Annotated in this window: 11 protein-coding genes and 1 riboswitch; of the genes, 5 read left to right on the plus strand and 6 right to left on the minus strand. The window is 62.0% G+C overall.

What is annotated here, in order from left to right; translation table 11 throughout:
* Positions 1-59: 59 nt before the first annotated feature.
* Positions 60-273: riboswitch (cobalamin riboswitch) on the plus strand.
* 101 nt (positions 274-374) lie between these two features.
* The 4 genes from cobW to J1D76_RS14385 all read left to right on the plus strand — a co-directional run bounded on the left by cobW (position 375) and on the right by J1D76_RS14385 (position 7,008).
* Entirely contained in the window at positions 375-1,445 is a 1,071-nt protein-coding gene (cobW, locus tag J1D76_RS14370) for a cobalamin biosynthesis protein CobW (RefSeq protein WP_421138937.1), read from the plus strand.
* Between the two features lie 3 nt (positions 1,446-1,448).
* On the plus strand, positions 1,449-5,252 hold the full coding sequence (cobN, locus tag J1D76_RS14375) for a cobaltochelatase subunit CobN (protein ID WP_421138938.1): 3,804 nt from the start codon (positions 1,449-1,451) through the stop codon (positions 5,250-5,252).
* Between the two features lie 83 nt (positions 5,253-5,335).
* Positions 5,336-6,343: an ATP-binding protein gene (locus J1D76_RS14380; protein WP_421138939.1), complete on the plus strand. Its 1,008-nt coding sequence runs from the start codon at positions 5,336-5,338 to the stop codon at positions 6,341-6,343.
* A 53-nt stretch (positions 6,344-6,396) separates the two neighbouring features.
* A complete protein-coding gene (locus tag J1D76_RS14385; RefSeq protein ID WP_421138987.1) occupies positions 6,397-7,008 on the plus strand; it encodes a vWA domain-containing protein in 612 nt (203 codons plus the stop codon).
* Positions 7,009-7,134: 126 nt separating this feature from the next.
* On the opposite strand, the gene J1D76_RS14390 is transcribed toward J1D76_RS14385, so the two are convergent.
* Positions 7,135-8,358 (minus strand): NADH:flavin oxidoreductase/NADH oxidase family protein, encoded by a 1,224-nt coding sequence (locus J1D76_RS14390; protein ID WP_421138940.1) that lies wholly within the window; start codon positions 8,356-8,358, stop codon positions 7,135-7,137.
* Between the two features lie 76 nt (positions 8,359-8,434).
* Here J1D76_RS14390 and J1D76_RS14395 point away from each other — a divergent pair, with 76 nt between their 5' ends.
* The gene (locus tag J1D76_RS14395) at positions 8,435-8,839 is read left to right on the plus strand and encodes a MerR family transcriptional regulator (protein ID WP_421138941.1); all 405 of its coding nucleotides are present in this window, start codon (positions 8,435-8,437) and stop codon (positions 8,837-8,839) included.
* 19 nt (positions 8,840-8,858) lie between these two features.
* On the opposite strand, the gene J1D76_RS14400 is transcribed toward J1D76_RS14395, so the two are convergent.
* From J1D76_RS14400 to wecB, 5 genes are read right to left on the minus strand one after another with little or no spacing between them, the layout of a single operon-like run.
* Positions 8,859-9,935 (minus strand): diguanylate cyclase domain-containing protein, encoded by a 1,077-nt coding sequence (locus tag J1D76_RS14400; protein ID WP_421138942.1) that lies wholly within the window; start codon positions 9,933-9,935, stop codon positions 8,859-8,861.
* The gene (locus tag J1D76_RS14405; protein ID WP_421138943.1) at positions 9,919-10,797 is read right to left on the minus strand and encodes a DUF4434 family protein; all 879 of its coding nucleotides are present in this window, start codon (positions 10,795-10,797) and stop codon (positions 9,919-9,921) included. Before J1D76_RS14405 ends, J1D76_RS14400 begins: the two co-directional genes overlap by 17 nt.
* Complete coding sequence (locus tag J1D76_RS14410; protein ID WP_421138944.1) at positions 10,797-13,961, minus strand: NfrA family protein; 3,165 nt, start codon at positions 13,959-13,961, stop codon at positions 10,797-10,799. The genes J1D76_RS14405 and J1D76_RS14410 overlap by 1 nt, the downstream gene beginning before the upstream one ends.
* A complete protein-coding gene (gene nrfB, locus J1D76_RS14415; RefSeq protein ID WP_421138945.1) occupies positions 13,958-16,132 on the minus strand; it encodes a cyclic di-3',5'-guanylate-activated glycosyltransferase NrfB in 2,175 nt (724 codons plus the stop codon). Before nrfB ends, J1D76_RS14410 begins: the two co-directional genes overlap by 4 nt.
* Positions 16,129-17,283, minus strand: a complete 1,155-nt coding sequence (gene wecB / locus J1D76_RS14420) for a non-hydrolyzing UDP-N-acetylglucosamine 2-epimerase (protein ID WP_421138946.1) — start codon at positions 17,281-17,283, stop codon at positions 16,129-16,131. The genes nrfB and wecB overlap by 4 nt, the downstream gene beginning before the upstream one ends.
* Positions 17,284-17,406: the final 123 nt, after the last annotated feature.

A 17,406-nucleotide genomic window follows, 5' to 3' on the forward strand; every position in this document is an offset into this window, starting at 1 on the left:
GAGGGGGCTTGTCGGATCGCCGCAGGGATCGCAAGCATTGACCCGCCCCAAGACCATGCGTAGCCTTGCGCTTTCGAGGTTCTTCGGCGTTTGTCGAAGCTAAGAAGGGAACGCGGTCAATGCCGCGGCTGCCCCCGCAACTGTGAACGGTGATGTTCGCTGCCACGCCACTGCTGGCTCAATCCATGAGCCCGGCGGGAAGGCGCAGCGAATGCCAGGCCCCAGGCCGGCGCACCGTCAGCCAGGAGACCTGCCTCGTCACAGATTCTCACTTTCAACCGGGCGGGGTGATCCGGTGGCGAACTCTTCCAGGCACGCGTGCGCGTTGCCGGTCGTCGTCCCGTATGCCCGCCACCTACGTCACAGGGCATCCGATGAAAACACTGGCCAAACTTCCCGTCACCATCGTCACCGGCTTTCTCGGCTCGGGCAAAACCACGCTGCTGCGCCATATGCTCGATAACGCCCAGGGTCGCCGCATTGCGGTGATCGTCAATGAATTCGGCGAGTTGGGCATCGACGGCGAGATCCTCAAGCAGTGCTCCATCGGTTGCACCGAAGAAGAAGCCAACGGCCGCGTCTATGAACTGGCCAACGGCTGCCTGTGCTGCACCGTCCAGGAGGAATTCTTCCCGGTGATGCGCGAGCTGGTGGCCCGTCGCGGTGACCTCGATCATATCCTTATCGAAACCTCCGGCCTGGCCCTGCCCAAGCCTTTGGTGCAAGCCTTCCAGTGGCCGGAAATCCGCAGCGCCTGCACCGTCGATGCGGTGATCACCGTGGTCGACAGCCCGGCGGTGGCCGCCGGTACGTTTGCCGCCTTCCCGGATCAAGTCGATGCCCAGCGCAAGCTCGACCCGAACCTGGACCACGAATCGCCGTTGCACGAACTGTTCGCCGACCAACTGGCCAGCGCTGACCTGGTGATCCTCAACAAAGCCGACTTGATCAACCCTGAAGACCTGGCCCGCGTGCGCCTGGAAGTCGCCGAAGAGTTGCCGCCGGCGGTCAAAATCATCGAAGCCAGCAGCGGTCGCCTGCCACTGGACGTGCTGATCGGCCTGGGTGCCGGCTCCGAAGAACACATCGATAGCCGCCACAGCCACCACGACCATCATCACGATGGCGACGACGATCATGACGACCACGATCACGACGCCTTCGATTCGATTTCGATCGAGCTGCCGCAAGCCGACGAAAGCCTGCTGATGGACGCGCTGACCCAACTGGTGGTCAAGCACGGCATCCTGCGGGTCAAGGGCTTTGCTGCCATTCCAAATAAACCGATGCGCCTGCTGATCCAGGGCGTGGGTACGCGTTTCGACAAGCATTTCGACCGTCAGTGGGGCGCCGAAGAAGCACGCGCAACTCGCCTGGTGCTGATCGGCCAGGCACTGGACGCCGCTCTACTCGAAGCGCAACTGCGCGCCGCACTCAGCGTGTAAGCCATGCACCTGCTCAGGACCCAGCCCGGCGGTTTCGTGTCGGATGACAACATCGCCGACCTTGGACAAACCCCCGCCGAACTGGTGGTCCTGTGCAGCGGCGACTCCAGCCTGGCGCTACTCGCCGAGGCGGCGCAGCAGTTGCCCGACGATTATCCGAGCGTACGCCTGGCCAACCCGATGCAGGTGCAGAACCATGCGTCGGTCGATTTGTACGTCGATGAAGTGCTGCGTCATGCCAAGGTGATCCTGATTTCGCTGCACGGCGGCATCGCCTATTGGCGTTACGGCATCGAACGGCTGGTAGAGCTGTCGCAATGCGGGGTGCAGGTGATTCTGGTGCCGGGTGATGATCGTCCGGACCCGGAGCTCAGTGACCTGAGCACTGTCGGTGCCGAGGATCGCGACCGGCTCTGGCAGTTTCTGCGCCAGGGCGGCATGGGCAACGCGCTGGATTTCTTCCGCTGCCTGGCCAACCACTGGCTGGCCCGTGATTACACCTGGGGCGAGCCGCAAACCTTGCCACGTACGGCGATTTATCATCCGCACAAACACGCAGCCGTACTGAGTGACTGGCAGGCCGACTGGCAAGCGGGCCAACCAGTGGCGGCGGTGCTGTTTTACCGCTCGCATTTGCAAGCGGCGAACACCGCATTCATCGATGTTTTTTGCCAGCGCTTGCAGTCAGCGGGGCTGAACCCGTTGCCAATTGCGCTGGCCAGTTTGAAAGAGCCCGGCTGCCTCTCGGTGGTCGAGGACTGGCTGGATGAAGTCCACGCTGGTGTAATCCTGAACACCACCGGCTTCGCTCAGTCCAGCCCTGAAGCCCCGCATCTGCGCCCGTTTCGCCGCAACATCCCGGTGATCCAGGCGATTTGCGCCCAGGACAACGAACCAGGTTGGCGCGCCAGCGAGCAGGGCCTCGGCCCCCGTGACCTGGCGATGCATATCGCCTTGCCTGAGTTGGACGGCCGCATCATCAGCCGCCCGATCAGTTTCAAGGACCTGGCGTGGCGCAGCGAACGCAGTCAGTCCGACGTGGTCTGCTATCGGCCGCAGCCGGAGCGCATGGACTTCGTGGCCGAACTGGCGCGGCGCTGGGTGGACCTGGCGCGGCTGCCCAATGCGGAAAAACGCATTGCCCTGGTCCTGGCCAATTACCCGACCCGCGACGGTCGCATCGGTAATGGCGTCGGCCTCGACACGCCGGCCGCGGCGCTGAATATCCTGAGGGCGCTGCACGCCGAAGGTTATCCCTTGCCGGCTGAGTTGCCGGACAGCGGCACCGCACTGATCCAGCAATTGCTGGGTGGCGTCAGCAACGATCTGGACACCCTCGACCAGCGACCGTGTCAGCAAAGCCTGGCGATGGATGAGTACCTGATGATGTTCAATGCCTTGCCCGAGACCAATCGCGCAGCGGTGCTCGAACGTTGGGGCGCGCCGGAAAACGACCCGATGTACCGCAGCGAACGGATGATGATCGCCGGCCTGCGTTTGGGCCTGACCTTCGTCGGCATTCAACCGGCGCGGGGTTATCAGGTTGATCCCAGCGCGGTGTATCACGACCCGGACCTGGTGCCGCCCCACGGTTACCTGGCGTTCTATTTCTGGTTGCGCAACACCTACGGCGCCCACGGCGTGATTCACGTCGGCAAGCACGGCAACCTCGAATGGCTGCCAGGCAAGGGTGTCGGTCTGTCGGAACACTGCTGGCCGGATGCGTTGCTCGGGCCGCTGCCGAACATCTACCCGTTTATCGTCAACGACCCGGGCGAGGGTGCGCAGGCCAAGCGGCGCACCCAGGCGGTGATCATCGACCACTTGATGCCGCCGCTGACCCGCGCCGAAACCTATGGTCCATTGCGTAACCTCGAACTGTTGGCCGATGAGTATTACGAAGCGCAGTTGCTCGACCCGCGCCGCGCCCGCGAGTTGCAGCGTGACATCTTGCAACTGGTGCGCGACACCCACATCGACCGTGAACTGCAACTGGACGAACAACTGGACAGCGATGCCGACGCGGCGATCTGGTTGCCGCGACTCGACACCTATCTGTGTGACCTGAAAGAGTCGCAGATCCGCGACGGCCTGCATGTGTTCGGCGAATCACCCACCGGACGTTTGCGCATCGACACCTTGCTGGCGTTGCTGCGCATTCCCCGGGGTGACGGGCGCGGCGCGCAGTCGAGCCTGCTGCGGGCGCTGGCCAAGGCGTTCGAACTGGGTTTCGATCCGCTCGATTGTGCGCTGGCCGAGCCTTGGATTGGGCCGCGGCCCGAGCCGCTTGTGACTGTCAGCGAAGAGCGCTGGCGTACCGTAGGCGACACCCGTGAACGCCTGGAATTGTTCGCCGCGCAGTTGATTTCGGATGCGCTGAATACAGAGGCTCAAAGCACACCAATCCCCAATGGCAACGGTCCTGTGTGGCAAGGGGTGGGGTGGTCTGAAGTTCAGGCCATCATCGATGGCTTGCGCGAGGTAGTCGCTCCGCGTCTGGACGCCTGCGGCCCGGCAGAGATGCGTGGTTTGCTCGATGCCTTGAGCGGGCGCTTCGTCCCGGCAGGCCCCAGCGGTGCACCGAGTCGCGGGCGTTTGGACGTGCTGCCCACCGGGCGTAACTTTTACTCGGTGGACGTGCGCAACCTGCCGACCACCACCGCATGGCGCATTGGTTTCCAATCGGCCAACCTGATCCTCGAGCGGCACCTGCAAGACCACGGCGATCATTTGCGCCAACTCGGTCTGTCGGTGTGGGGTACCGCGACCATGCGCACCGGTGGCGATGACATCGCCCAGGCGATGGCGCTGATGGGCGTGCGCCCGGTCTGGGCCACCGGCAGCCAGCGGGTCGACGATTTCGAGATTCTGCCGTTGAGCCTGCTCGACCGCCCGCGAGTCGACGTGACCTTGCGCGTGTCCGGTTTCTTCCGCGATGCCTTTGCCAATCTGATTCGGCTGTTCGATGCGGCCGTGCAAGCAGTGGCTGATCTAGATGAGCCGGACGACCTCAATCCATTGGCGGCCAAGGTCCGCGCCGAGCGCGCAGCCTTGTTGCAGGCCGGCCTCGATGAAGAGGCGGCGCGGCGCCAGGCCGGCTGGCGGATTTTCGGCGCCAAACCCGGTGCCTATGGCGCAGGCGTGCAGGGCGCCATCGACGGCCGGTTGTGGCAAAGCCGCGAGGACCTGGCCGAGGTGTACCTCAACTGGGGCGCCTATGCTTATGGCGGTTGCGACGAAGGCACCGCCGCTCGCGAGCAGTTCAGCCAGCGCCTGAGCCAGGTGCAAGCGGTGCTGCAAAACCAGGATAACCGCGAGCACGATCTGCTCGATTCCAACGATTACTACCAGTTTCAAGGCGGCATGCTGGCGGCGGTGGAAAGCCTGAGGGGCGAGGCAGCGGCCAGTTATCACGGCGACCACAGTCAGCCGGACCTGCCGAAAATACGCACCCTCAAGGAAGAACTGAACCGGGTGATCCGCTCCCGGGCAGCCAATCCGAAGTGGCTCGAAGGCGTTAAGCGTCACGGCTACAAAGGTGCGTTCGAAATGGCGGCGACGGTCGACAACCTGTTCGCCTTCGACGCCACCACGAAGTTGATTGACGATCACCAGTACGCGTTGCTGGCCGATGCCTATTTGCTTGACCCGGACACCCGGGCGTTTGTCCGCGAGCACAACCCTCATGCTTTGCGCGACATGACCGAGCGCCTGCTCGAAGCGCAACAGCGGGGGATGTGGCAAGAGCCCGGCGAGTACCGCGAGGCACTGGAAAACCTGCTGCTGGATATAGAAGAAGACAGCTAGCTTCCCCAATCCCGGGGCCACAGTGACCCGTATGTCCTTTGGATTGTTGATCGACACCACCGACCATGATGAGAAAACCCGATATGACCGACACCCCGCATTTCCCGCTCTCCGCCGTGGTCGGCGCCGACGACTTGAAGCTGGCCCTGTACCTGACTGCCATCGACCCGAAGATCGGCGGTGTGCTGATCGAAGGCCCGCGGGGCATGGCCAAGTCGACGCTGGCCCGTGGCCTGGCGGATTTGCTGGCCAGCGGTCAATTCGTCACGTTGCCATTGGGCGCCACCGAGGAACGCCTGGTCGGTACCCTCGATCTCGACGCTGCACTGGGTGAAGGTCGCGCACAGTTTTCCCCCGGCGTTCTGGCCAAGGCTGACGGTGGCGTGCTTTACGTCGATGAAGTCAATCTGCTGCCCGATCACCTCGTTGACTTGCTGCTCGACGTGGCCGCCAGTGGCACCAACCTGGTAGAGCGTGACGGCATTTCCCATCGGCATTCAGCGAAGTTCGTGTTGATCGGCACCATGAACCCGGAAGAAGGTGAATTGCGACCGCAACTGCTTGACCGTTTCGGTTTGAACGTCGCCCTCGGTGGCCATACGGCACCGGCCGAGCGCGGTCAGATCATTCGTCGGCGACTGAATTTCGATAGCGACCCGCAGGGCTTCTGTGCCGAATGGGAGTCCGCCCAGGCAACACTGCGCGAACGCTGCCAGAGCGCACGCAACGTGTTGGCAAGCATTCCCCTCGACGACGAGGCGCTGGCTCAGATTACCGAGCGCTGCTTTGCTGCCGGTGTCGATGGCTTGCGCGCCGATCTGGTCTGGTTGCGCGCCGCACGGGCTCACGCTGCCTGGCGCGGGGTGAATGCAATCGCCGAAGAAGATATCGATGCAGTGGCCGAGTTCGCCTTGCGCCATCGTCGCCACGAGCATTCAGCATCGGCGCCTCAGCCACCTCATGCCGGGCAACAATCCTCGCCGCAACAGGCCAGCCCGAGCGAAGGGCAGGGCCAGTGGGGCGAGTTGCCGGCCCGGGCGCTACCGGTGGGTGCACGACGTGAAGTGCCGAGCTGGCCAAAAAAGCCCTAGGCATTCGTCCTCGCTGCGACGCGGGGGCGAATGCCAGACCCCGGGCCGGGCGGCTGGATCACGGCAAACAAGGCCAGCGTCATACCGCACGCAATGGGTCGGTCAACTGGCCGGGCACACTACTCAAGGGCCGGCCGCGCCAGCGCGACGACCTGTTGTTTGACCTGCGTACGCGCTCGCCTCATGAACTGTGGTTGGTGATTGTCGATGCGTCTGCCTCGACCCGTCGTCATCAGGCATTGAGCGATGCCAAGGGGCTGCTGGCGCAGTTATTCGACGATGCCTATCGCCAGCGTGCGCGGCTGGCGTTGCTCACGGCCAGCGGTGCTGCACCGAAGTGGCAGGTGCAGGGACTGAAGGCTTCGACGGGGTTGCAGCATTGGCTCGATGGACTGGGTGCAAGTGGCGGCACGCCATTGTTGGCGGCCTTGGGCGAAGCAGATCGATGGCTGGCGGCACGGCAAAAGCGCTTTGCGGCAGAGCAACAGCGGTTGCTGTTGGTCACCGATGGAAGGCTGAAGGACTGGCCATTGCTGCCGGTGCTGGAGTGTCCGGGGTTGTTGATCGATATCGAGCGCGGGCCGATCCGGCTTGGCCGTAGCCGGGTGTTGGCGGCGCAGTTGCGGGCCGAGTATCGGCACATTGATGAGTTGCTTTCGGGCTGAGTGTTGGGTGGTTCATGCCGCCGTCTTCGCTGGCAAGCCAGCTCCTACAGGGATTGTGTACACCCCGACTACTGTAGGAACTGGCTTGCCAGCGAAGGCAATGTGTCAGCCAACACAAATGATGGATTACTTACCCATCGCCTGCCGGTACTGCCGGGTACGCTTGCCAATGTATAACCGGTCGACAATCAACGCCCACAACGCCGAGACTTCAGGTCGGGTTTTGCGCCCACGGCTCAAGCGGTTCATCTGGAACTTGACCACCGCCATGTTCGCCAACGCCGCCAGCGGCTTGCGTTTCCAGCGAATCGGTGGCAGTTGCGGGTGGCTGTCCCGGCCTTCGCGCCAGTGCTTGACCAAGTGCGGTTCCACGGCCAGTGCGGTGCCGATGCCGGCCATGGCGAGGCCGCTGTCGAGGACCTGTTCGACGATCGCTAAACGGCGGATCCCGCCGGTCACCATCACCGGCATGCGCGCCACGCTGGCCAGTTCAGCGGCCATGTCCAGAAAGTATGCCTCTCGCGCCAGTGTCCGACCGTCACGCGCTTCGCCCTGCATGGCCGGTGCTTCGTAGCTGCCGCCGGAAAGTTCCAGCAGGTCGATCGCCTGTTCGTTGAGCCACAGGATCACCTGACGCGCATCGTCAGCGTCGAAACCACCGCGCTGGAAGTCCGCGGAGTTGAGTTTCACCGACACACAAAATTGCGCCGACACCACTTGGCGCACGGCCGCTACGACGGACAACAACAGGCGCGCACGATTCTCCAGCGAACCTCCCCATTGATCGGTGCGCCGATTGGTCAGTGGCGAAAGGAACTGGCTGATCAGGTAGCCGTGGGCGGCGTGGATCTGCACCCCGGTAAAACCGGCTTTCTCCGCGAGTGCGGCGCTGGTGGCGAAGCGTCGGATCACCTCCTGGATGTCGTCTTCACTCATGGGCCTTGGTTCGGCAAACATCTTCGAGAACTGACCGAGATCCAATGCCACCGCTGACGGCGCCCACGCTTGCTGGCCGAGGTTGGCCATTGTCTGGCGGCCAGGATGATTGAGTTGCACCCAGAACTGCGCACCGCCGGCCCGCCCGGCCTGCGCCCATTGGCGAAAGCGCTCCAGGTGTTGCTCATCCTCCAGCGCCACCCCGCCCGGGCCGGTCATGGCGCGCCGGTCGATCATCACGTTGCCGGTCAGCAACAAGCCGGCTTCGCCTTCAGCCCAAGCCTTGTAAAGGCGAAACAGCGCCTCGTCGGGCACCTGATCCGTATTGGCAAGGTTCTCTTCCATCGCCGCTTTGGCAATGCGATTACCGATGGTCTGGCCGTTGGGCAAATTTAATGTCTGGAAGGGCGACATGCTTGACTCCTCGTAGTGATGAGTAGAGCCTACGCTTAAAGTTAACTTTAATGTCAAGCAGGCAAATGAGGTCGCAATGAAGATTGGCGAATTGGCGCAAATGAGCGGGCTGACCGCCTCACGCATCCGTTTTTACGAATCCCAGGGTTTGATCCGCCAGGTCGAGCGCTCTGCGAATGGTTATCGGCGTTACTCGCAACAGGCGCTGCAGACCCTGCAAATCATCCAGTGCGCGCAGCAAGCGGGTTTCAGCCTGGAAGAACTCAAGCAATTACTGCCAGATAATGTGACGGGCGCGTTCAAGCACGATGAGTTGATGACGGGCCTGCATCGCAAGATCGAGCAGATCGAAGAGATGCAACGGCACCTGGCCCATAGCAAGGCGCAGTTGCTGGGCTGGATAGACACCCTCCAGGCCCGGCCCGAAGGCATGACGTGCGATGAAAATGCCGAGCGGGTGATGACCTCGTTCAAACACTGATCCTTTGGGTAGCATGGAGTCACGGGTGGAATGTGTAGCGATCCTTCCCCGTATGTTTCGACTCATACAAAGCCCCATCAGCCTTGACCAACGCCTGGTTCAAGGTGTCGCCATCGAGCACCCGGGTCAGGCCGATACTGATGGTCACCGGGGGTTGGGTGGTTTGCTCGCGCACCACCCGACACAACTCGCCGGCCAGCGACTGGACGTCTTCACGGCGCACCCCGGCCAAGTAAATCGCAAACTCTTCGCCACCCAATCGCGCATATTCGTACCGAGCCATCACCCCTTTGATGTCCTGGGCAACGCGTTTAAGCACCTCGTCGCCAATGTCATGGCCGTAGACGTCGTTGACCCTCTTGAAATTGTCGATATCGACCATCGCCAGGTAATGCTCGTTTTCCCGGGGCACATTGTTCAATTGCAGGTTGGCACGGGTCATGAACGAGCGGCGGTTGGGGATTTCGGTGAGGGTGTCGATGTAAGCCTGGTCCAGCAACAGCTTGGACATGATGAAGTTGTAGAGCTTGGCTTTGCGCAAGGTCAGGAAACTGTAGAGGGTCAGGCCGCCAATGAAGGTCGAGTAACTGAAGGCCATCACACCACCCAGTTCAAAATGTTCGATCCCGGTGTTGTAGAAGGGATTGAGAAAAAACCAGGTGATGATTTGTGCGCCAAAGAATGACCAGCGGCTCAGCGGCAAAACCGAGGCGGTAAAAAGGGTGGTCGATGCCGCCAGCAGCAGCCAGGCCGGTTGGTGATCGCTGGCCAGGCCTTCGATCAACAGTCGCGTGCCGAAGGCAATGGCGAACACAAACAGCAGGTTGAGTACCTGGAAATGCCTGGCATTACGGATGAGCAGCAAGGTGATGACCAGGACCGAAAAGATTGCAAAGAACACCAGCGAACGCCAGGTGAAGGGCTCTCCGCCGATGAAACTCAGGATCAGGTCGTAGGCAATCCAGACCACGATACTGGCGATGTAGATCAAAATGCAGAAGGTGTGCAGCCGCTCAAATTCGTGCTGGAGAAACTCGGCTCTGAACTCGGCCGGCGCCGCTTTTTTCAGGACTTCATCTTCAATGGTTTTGTACATCGCCGACCTTGTCGTTGTGCTGGTTGTCGAGAATCACCTTACCCCACGGTCGGTAGCGTAGGGAAAATACAGCGGTGGGGTGGCACCCTGTCGATTCCGTTTGCGGGGTCATCGGCTCGGCACGGAAGGGCTGCCCGGCGGTGCTGACCTGCCGGAACGCTTCCCGGACGATGCCGATGGAGCAGGGCAGTGCATTGGCAAAGGCGGCGCGAACCAGGGGCGGTAAGCGCCCGGTGCCGGCGCCGTCTTGCCACCATACCTGAATGCCGGCATTGGCCACTTCGCCCAGCCATTGGCCATTCACTTGCGGTGCGAGTTTGCCGACGTTGAACACACTGAGGTGCAGCGGCGCGTCGAGCTTGCCGGCAAAATCCTTGAGTTGGCGTTGCAGGGTTTGCCGACGGTCCTGTGCCTGAAAGTGCAGGTCATCCAGTTCCAGGGGCAGATACCAACCGCTGACAGGTAGTTTCCAGTCTTTGCGTATTGTCTGCTGCTGGGCCAGCGACTGCCCCAGCCGGGCCTGCCAATATGTCGCCAGTCCAGCCGTGTCCAGTTCATCGATGCGCTGGTAGTAGGCCGGGTCCATGTGCAGGCCCAGGACCAGTTTCAAGCCTTGGGCCTGGGCCAGTTTCAGGCTGTGGGCGAGCCAGCCGTTGGGGCCACCGAAGTCCGAATCACCATAGGCCGTCCATTGCACGATCAGGGTGTGCGCGCCTTGAGCGGCCGCGTCCTGCCAGACTCGTTGCCATTGTGCAGGGCTCAGGTTGGCGTCGGCGTTCAGTGGCTGATAAAAAATCCGCTCGTCGGCATGGCTCGCCACCGCGACGAACAGCAGGCACATCGCCAAAAGAAGTCGCTTCATCAAAAATTCAACTCCACGCCGAGCAACACACCGTTGCCGCCTTCATACAGATTGCCGCCCAGCGATTGCTGATACTCGGTGCGCACCGACAGGTGGGCACGGTAGGCGTTATAGATGTCATCGTTGAACCACCATTGCCAACGCAGGCCCACACCCGTGCGCAGATCCTGGCGCCAGTCGTTGCTCGGGTCCTGGCTGGCAAATTCGAGGAAGCCATAGGGCATGACGGTTTGCGCGCCGTTGAACGGCAGCTTCCAGGTGTGCCCTTGCTGGAAGCGCGAGAGCCATTGATGGTCACCGGCCTGGGTCCACCAAGCGCCGTCGAGGTAGAGGAAGCGCTCCTCCCATTCGCTTTCATCGACCCGCCAGTCATTGCGAAACCGTCCCTGATCGAGAAACGACGCAGTGGCGCGCAACAGGTAGTCAGTGGTGGTGTGCCCATCGTCACGATGGTCGTTGACCTGATCGGCCAGCTTCTCGGGGATCAGCATTTCACCCAGACTCAAGCCGTGATTGTCCTGGTCATCGAATTGGCTTTGTTTGTAGACCTCGCCGTAGAAGTTGATGTTGGTCGTGCCCCAGGGTTTATAGCGCAGACCGACACCGGTGCCGAGGGATTCGGCATAGCTCGACCGGCCGACGCTACCGAGCAACACGCGTCCATAGACTGACAACGTACTGCCGGCACGGCTGGGTTCATCGCCCAGTGCGTGGTCCCACATGGCCAATTGCACGTTCTGCGAGCTGGATCGGCGTTGGGTGCCGTTGCTGTCGTCGGGTCGCAGGATGTCGTTGGTCGATACCCCGGCCGGCGACCAGGTGCTGGCGATGCTCACCGAGTCGCGACGGGACAGGCTTTCGTGGGCGCGGCGCTGGCGATAGCGCCGCGCTTCCATGCTGCCATCCTCGTCATCGGCCGCGACTGGGTTCTGCTCCAGGTCGATCACGCGTTCCAGTTCCTTGCGCGCCGAGGCGCTGTCTTCGACCTCGTCATAACGCCAGGCCAGGGTTTCGCCGAGGCGATAATCCTCGGGGAAATCCTGGGTGGCGCGTTGCAGGTACGGGATGGCGCGGGCGCGTTCTTCCTGGGTCTCGGCACCGGCCAGGCGCACGCCGTAGTCGGCGCGATAGCGGGGGTTATTCGGGTCGCGGTGCACGGCTTCGGCCAGCCACTGGGTGCTTTGTTGCGTGTCGCCGGCCTTTTGCGCGGTGACCGAGGCCGCGTAGTAATGCTCGGCATCCGGCGCCAGTTGCAAGGCAGAACGCTGGCGTTGCAGCGCAAGCGCGTGATCGCCCCGGGCATCGGCAATCGCCGCGCCCAAGGCCCACTCATTGGCGCCCCGGGTATGACTGGCTTGCCAATAACGCTCGGCCGTTTGCGTGTCGCCGATATTCAGGGCGCCACGGCTGGCGGTGAGGCGGGCGTTGTCGCTGAGCTTTACGTCCGGAATGTTGCGCCAGATGGCCTGCGCCGCTTTGGAATCTCCGGCGGCTTCCTGGGCGTAGGCGAGGGGCTGGCGACTGTTCTGGTCACCCATTTTTTCCGCGCTCTGGTAATAGACCACCGCTTCTCCGGGGCGCTCCGGCATTGCACAACGGCCAAGGGCGCGATAGTCGCCCGCGGCTTGCGGATGATCGCCGATCACCTGTTGAACTGCGCCGCACTGGCCGTTCTCTGCCAGTTGCGCCAGCAGTTGCCCGCGGGTGGCGGGATCGACGCGATGGAGCAGCGAAACCATGCGCTGCTGCTGTGCGGTGGTAGGTGTCGAGGCGGCGTACAAGCCCGCCAGCCTTTGCAGCATGGCCGTTGGCAGCTTGCCGCCGTGGCGATCGTAGGCATTCTCCAGCAACTGCTGCGTATGTTCCCGTTGGCCGGCATTCAGGGCCAGATAGGTCGCTTGATTCAACGAATTGAGGTTGCCGGTCTGCTGGTAATGCCGCTCCCACAACGTCGCCGCTTCGCTGTTGCGTCCCGCTGCCTGGAGCAGTTCGGCGCGGCGCCTGACCACGTCGGCGGTTTGCGGCTGGCTGGCAAGATAGGCCATGACTTTGTCGTTGCGGCCCTCGTCCTGCCAGACATCAAGCAGTTGTTCGCGACGTCGCTTGTCCCACGGTTCCGGCAGGCGTGTCGTTTGTAGCAGGTCGGTGGCTTGCAGGCGCTGGGCAAGAACCAGCCACACCTGGGGATTGTCTTCCGGTTGGCAGCTTTTCAGCTGAGTGAGCGCGGCTTGCGGGTCGTGGCGCGATAGCCAGTCCGCCGTCTCCAGGCAAGGCCGTTGCAAATCGGCACTCAAGCGTTGCACGGTGGCGCTGTCGCCGGTTTCTCGCGCAAGCTCCCACGAACGCTGGCGTTGCGCCGGGTCGGCAAGGTCGGCAGGCGGCAGTGATTGCATCCAGCGTTGTGCCTGCTGGATATGGCCCATGGCAATCGCCCGGTCGACCATGGCCAGGCGAACCTTGCGCGCGGCCTCCGGGCTGGGGGCTGTTTGCAATAGCTGTTGCAAAGGCTGCTCGTCGAGGCGCTGCACGTAGGCATTGGCCAGGCGTTGCCAACCCGGCGCGTCCAGCTGGTTTTTGGCGGCGAGCGGGGCCAGTTGCTCGATGGTGCCGTTCCAGTCGCGTAACTGTTCGGACCAATTGGCAATGGCCAAATGCAAGATTCGCTCATCGCCTTTAGGCGAAAGCTGTGCCAGCCAGTCGTGGGCTCGCGCCGCGCCCCCGAACTTGGCCAGGCTCAGGCTGTAGGCCTGCCACAAGCGAATCCGCTGATTGAGGTTGCTGGTGGCGATCCACTGTTCCACTTGATCGCTGCCGGGTGGGTCCTGTTCGATCCAGGTCAGGCGCAGGTTGAGCAGGGCGTCGCTGTTGGCCGGGTTGTCCGGTAGGGCCTGCACGGCGTCCTTGTAGCGCCGTTGCTTGGCCAGCGACTGCACCAGCAGCGCCCGCGCTTCATCGTTGTTTGGCACTTTGGTCAGCAGGTGTCGCATCAGGCGTTCGACTTCAGCCCAGTTGCCTTTTTTCGCTTCGCGATAGCTGCGGTCCATGTAGGGATAGCTGCGAAACTGTTCGAAGTCGGTCAGTGGCTTGGCTTGCACCCAGGTCGCAGTGGTCAGGCTCAGTAGCAGACTGCCGAGCAACAGGGTGCGACGGTGGCTGGTCTTCATGCAGCCTCCCGGGCAATGCGATAAGCCTCTTGCTGTTCGCTGGCCTGATCGTTCAGGGCTTGTTCGAGCACGGCTTGGGTAATCATGCCGCGGGAAATCAAATGTTCGCCCAGCGACATTTGATCGGCATCGAAGTCGATCAAGGCTTGGTTGAACAGGGTCGGCGGGACCATGCCGCGTACCTGCAACACATTGCCCAACAACACTTGGTGATGACTGACGCGCTCGAGCAGGGCTTCATCGTCCTGAAGCCGCTCCAGCACTTGCAACATCTGGTGCACCTCTCCTTTTTGATGGGGGCTGGGGTACCAGTAGCGAATCCCCAGCGTGACCCGGCCCTGCGGCGCGAGGCGGCAACGTACCGGGCGCTTGAGCTGACGGCTGATTGCGCCTTGCGACACCTGGCTCACCGGCCCCTCGGAGGCCAGCACCAGTGTTTCACCTTCTTCGGCAACCGGCAGCACGCCGTAGTGCGTGGCAATTTTGCGTGGCACCGCGTCGATCAGGCGTTTGTCGAGTTTGAATGGATTGAGCGGCGCCCAATCCAGGTCCATTTGTTCGGCGAGGGTTTGCACCAGTTGCGTGGTGTCGATGTGCCCGCGCAGCAGCAGTTCCTGGCCCAAACGCCGGCGCACCGGGTTGGTGATCGCCGCTTCCAATTGTTCTTCGGTCAGCAGGCCTTTTTCCACCAGCCGATGCCCCAGCGGCGTGCGCTGGGCCTGGGTCAACGCGGGGAATTCGTGAGTGGTCTTGTCCCAGGCCACACGGCGTGAGTCGCCCATCTCCATGACCTGGCGCAGTGCACGCAGGTTGGCGAAAAAGTTGACGTAGTTGCTCCACATCATGCGTGGTGCCGAGAGCAGCCCTTCGACCAGGCCGTAATAGCGTGTGACGAACCAGCCGCGCTGGAACAGTCGATTGAGCAGCATGAAACCGTTAAGCCACAGCAGGGTCACGAGTAACGTACTGTCGGAAAGGATTGATGGATAGCGCCAGGCGTTCGGAGCAATCACCGTCACCAGCCACATCGCCAGTAACACCATGAACAACAGGTTGACCAGAAAGCTCAGCAGGTAGGCGATCAAACCACGGCGGTCGCGCCACAGAAAATAGTTGAGCAGGCCTTTGCTACTCCAGCCGAGGTTCTTGGTGCCCTGGAATACGATGCCGACAATCCAGCGCGATTTCTGCCGGATTGCGTGCTGCAAGTCACGAGGGAAGTGTTCGCGCACACAGATCACTTGGGAAAACGCACGGTTCATGCCGAACACCCAAGGCTGTTCCAGCGCCAGCTTCGGGTCGGTGACCGAGTACCGGGCGAAGATGCACTTCATGCCTTTTTGCTTGAGGCGAAAACCGATGTCGTAGTCCTCGGTGAGGCTCTGCACATCGAAGGCGATACCGTCGCCGTCTTCGAGCAAGGCACTGATGGCCTTGCGACTGAAGCAGGTACCGACCCCGGCGCTGGGCACTTGCCCAGTCAGGGCTTCGCGTACGATCACATCCTTGCCATGGTTCTCGGCGAACTCGTCAACGTAGTGCCCGGCAGTGAAGCCTTTCCATTCCGGCGCGTAGGGGTAAACCGGGATCTGGATCAGGTCCTTGGCCGGCAACAGGTAGTTGAACAGGCGCAACTCCATGGGCGAAATCACGTCCTCGGCGTCGTGCAGGATGAAACCGGCGAACTGGATTTTGGCATCGCTCTCAAAACGCAGGATGGCGTCGATCACGTTGTTCAGGCAGTCGGCCTTGCTGGTCGGGCCGGGGCGGGCACAGACCACTTTGTGCACGTTGGGGTAGTGCAGGCAGACGGCATCGACGTCGGCCTGGGTTTCGGCATCGTTGGGGTAGGTGCCGACAAAAATCTGATAGTTCTCGTAGTCGATGGTCGAGGCGGCCAGCCGCGCCATTTCGCCAACCACGCCGACTTCGTTCCATGCCGGGACCATGATCGCCAGTGGCTTTTCACCGATCGAATACAGGCGTTCTTCATCGGCGCGGCGGAATTTTTCGTAGATCCGCCAGCGCCGGATAAACTTGCGCCCCCAATACACCAGGTCGATGAACAGGTCATCGAGCCCGAGTATGAACATCAGCAGGGCCAGGGCAATGGCGAGGTATTTGAGTCCGAACAGCACATAGGCAAAAAAATCGACCAAGCCCAGGCTCATACCGCTTTTCCCGACGCCGCGCGGTGCTTGAGCCAGACCCCGAGGCGGTTGGCGATCCGCTCGCTGGCATGGCCGTCACCGTACGGGCTGTGGATTCGACTCATGCGCTGGAACGTGGCCTCGTCATCGAGCAACAGGCTGGACTCCTTGACGATCCGGTCGGTATCGGTACCCACCAGCAACACGGTGCCGCCTTCGAGCACCGATGGCCGCTCGGTGACATCGCGCAGTACCAACAGCGGTTTGCCGATGGCCGGGGCTTCCTCCTGAATGCCGCCGGAGTCGGTGAGGATGAAATAAGCGCGGCCCATCAGCCAGACGAAATGCTGGTAATCCTGCGGCGCCACCAGATAGATGTTGGGCTTGTCTGACAGCACGCTGTACACCGCGTTCTGCACCTGCGGATTGAGGTGCACCGGGTAGACGAATTGCACATCGGGGTAGCGCTGGGCGAGGGTGGCCAATGCCAGGCAGATGTTGCGAAAGCCACCGCCGAAGTTCTCCCGCCGGTGGCCGGTGATCAACACCATGCGCCGGTTGTCTTCGAGCACAGCCAGCGGCGAGTCGGCGGCCGGGTGCCATTGCGTCGCTTGCTGGTGGTCGCGCATCCACACCAACGCATCGATCACGGTATTACCGGTGACCTCGATGTTGGCCTTGGGTACGCCTTCACGCAGCAGGTTGTCTTCGCTCTTGGTGGTCGGGGCGAAATGCAGGTCGGCGATAACGCCGGTCAGGTGCCGGTTGGCTTCCTCCGGCCAGGGTGCGCGCAAGTTGCCGGTACGCAAGCCGGCCTCGACGTGGCCGATGGGCAACTGGCGATTGAAGGCGGCGAGGGCGGCAATGAAGCTGGTGGTGGTGTCGCCGTGGACCAGCACGATGTCCGGCTGCACCCGCGCGTAGGCTTTGTCGAGATGCGCCAGCAATTGCTCGGAGAGGCCGTTGAGGGTCTGGCCCTGGGTCATGACTTGCAGGTCTTCGTCGACCGCCAGCTCGAACGAATCGAGCACTTGCTTGAGCATTTCCCGGTGCTGGCCGGTGGAACAAATGTTGAGTTCGATACCGGGCCAGTTACGCAGGACCCGCGCCAGTGGTGCCATCTTGATGGCCTCCGGTCGTGTGCCGAAAACCATCATGACTTTGAAGGACATGAACCCTCCTGGGACTGCACACATCGAAGCGACGCGACAGTTAAGACCGATTATCACTTGAACATTGAATAAAGCAGTCGGATGCGGGGTTGTCCAATGAGCGGCGCAGACTCGGAAACTTCC

This window comes from Pseudomonas sp. NFX15, from assembly GCF_049132105.1.
Classification (GTDB): domain Bacteria; phylum Pseudomonadota; class Gammaproteobacteria; order Pseudomonadales; family Pseudomonadaceae; genus Aquipseudomonas.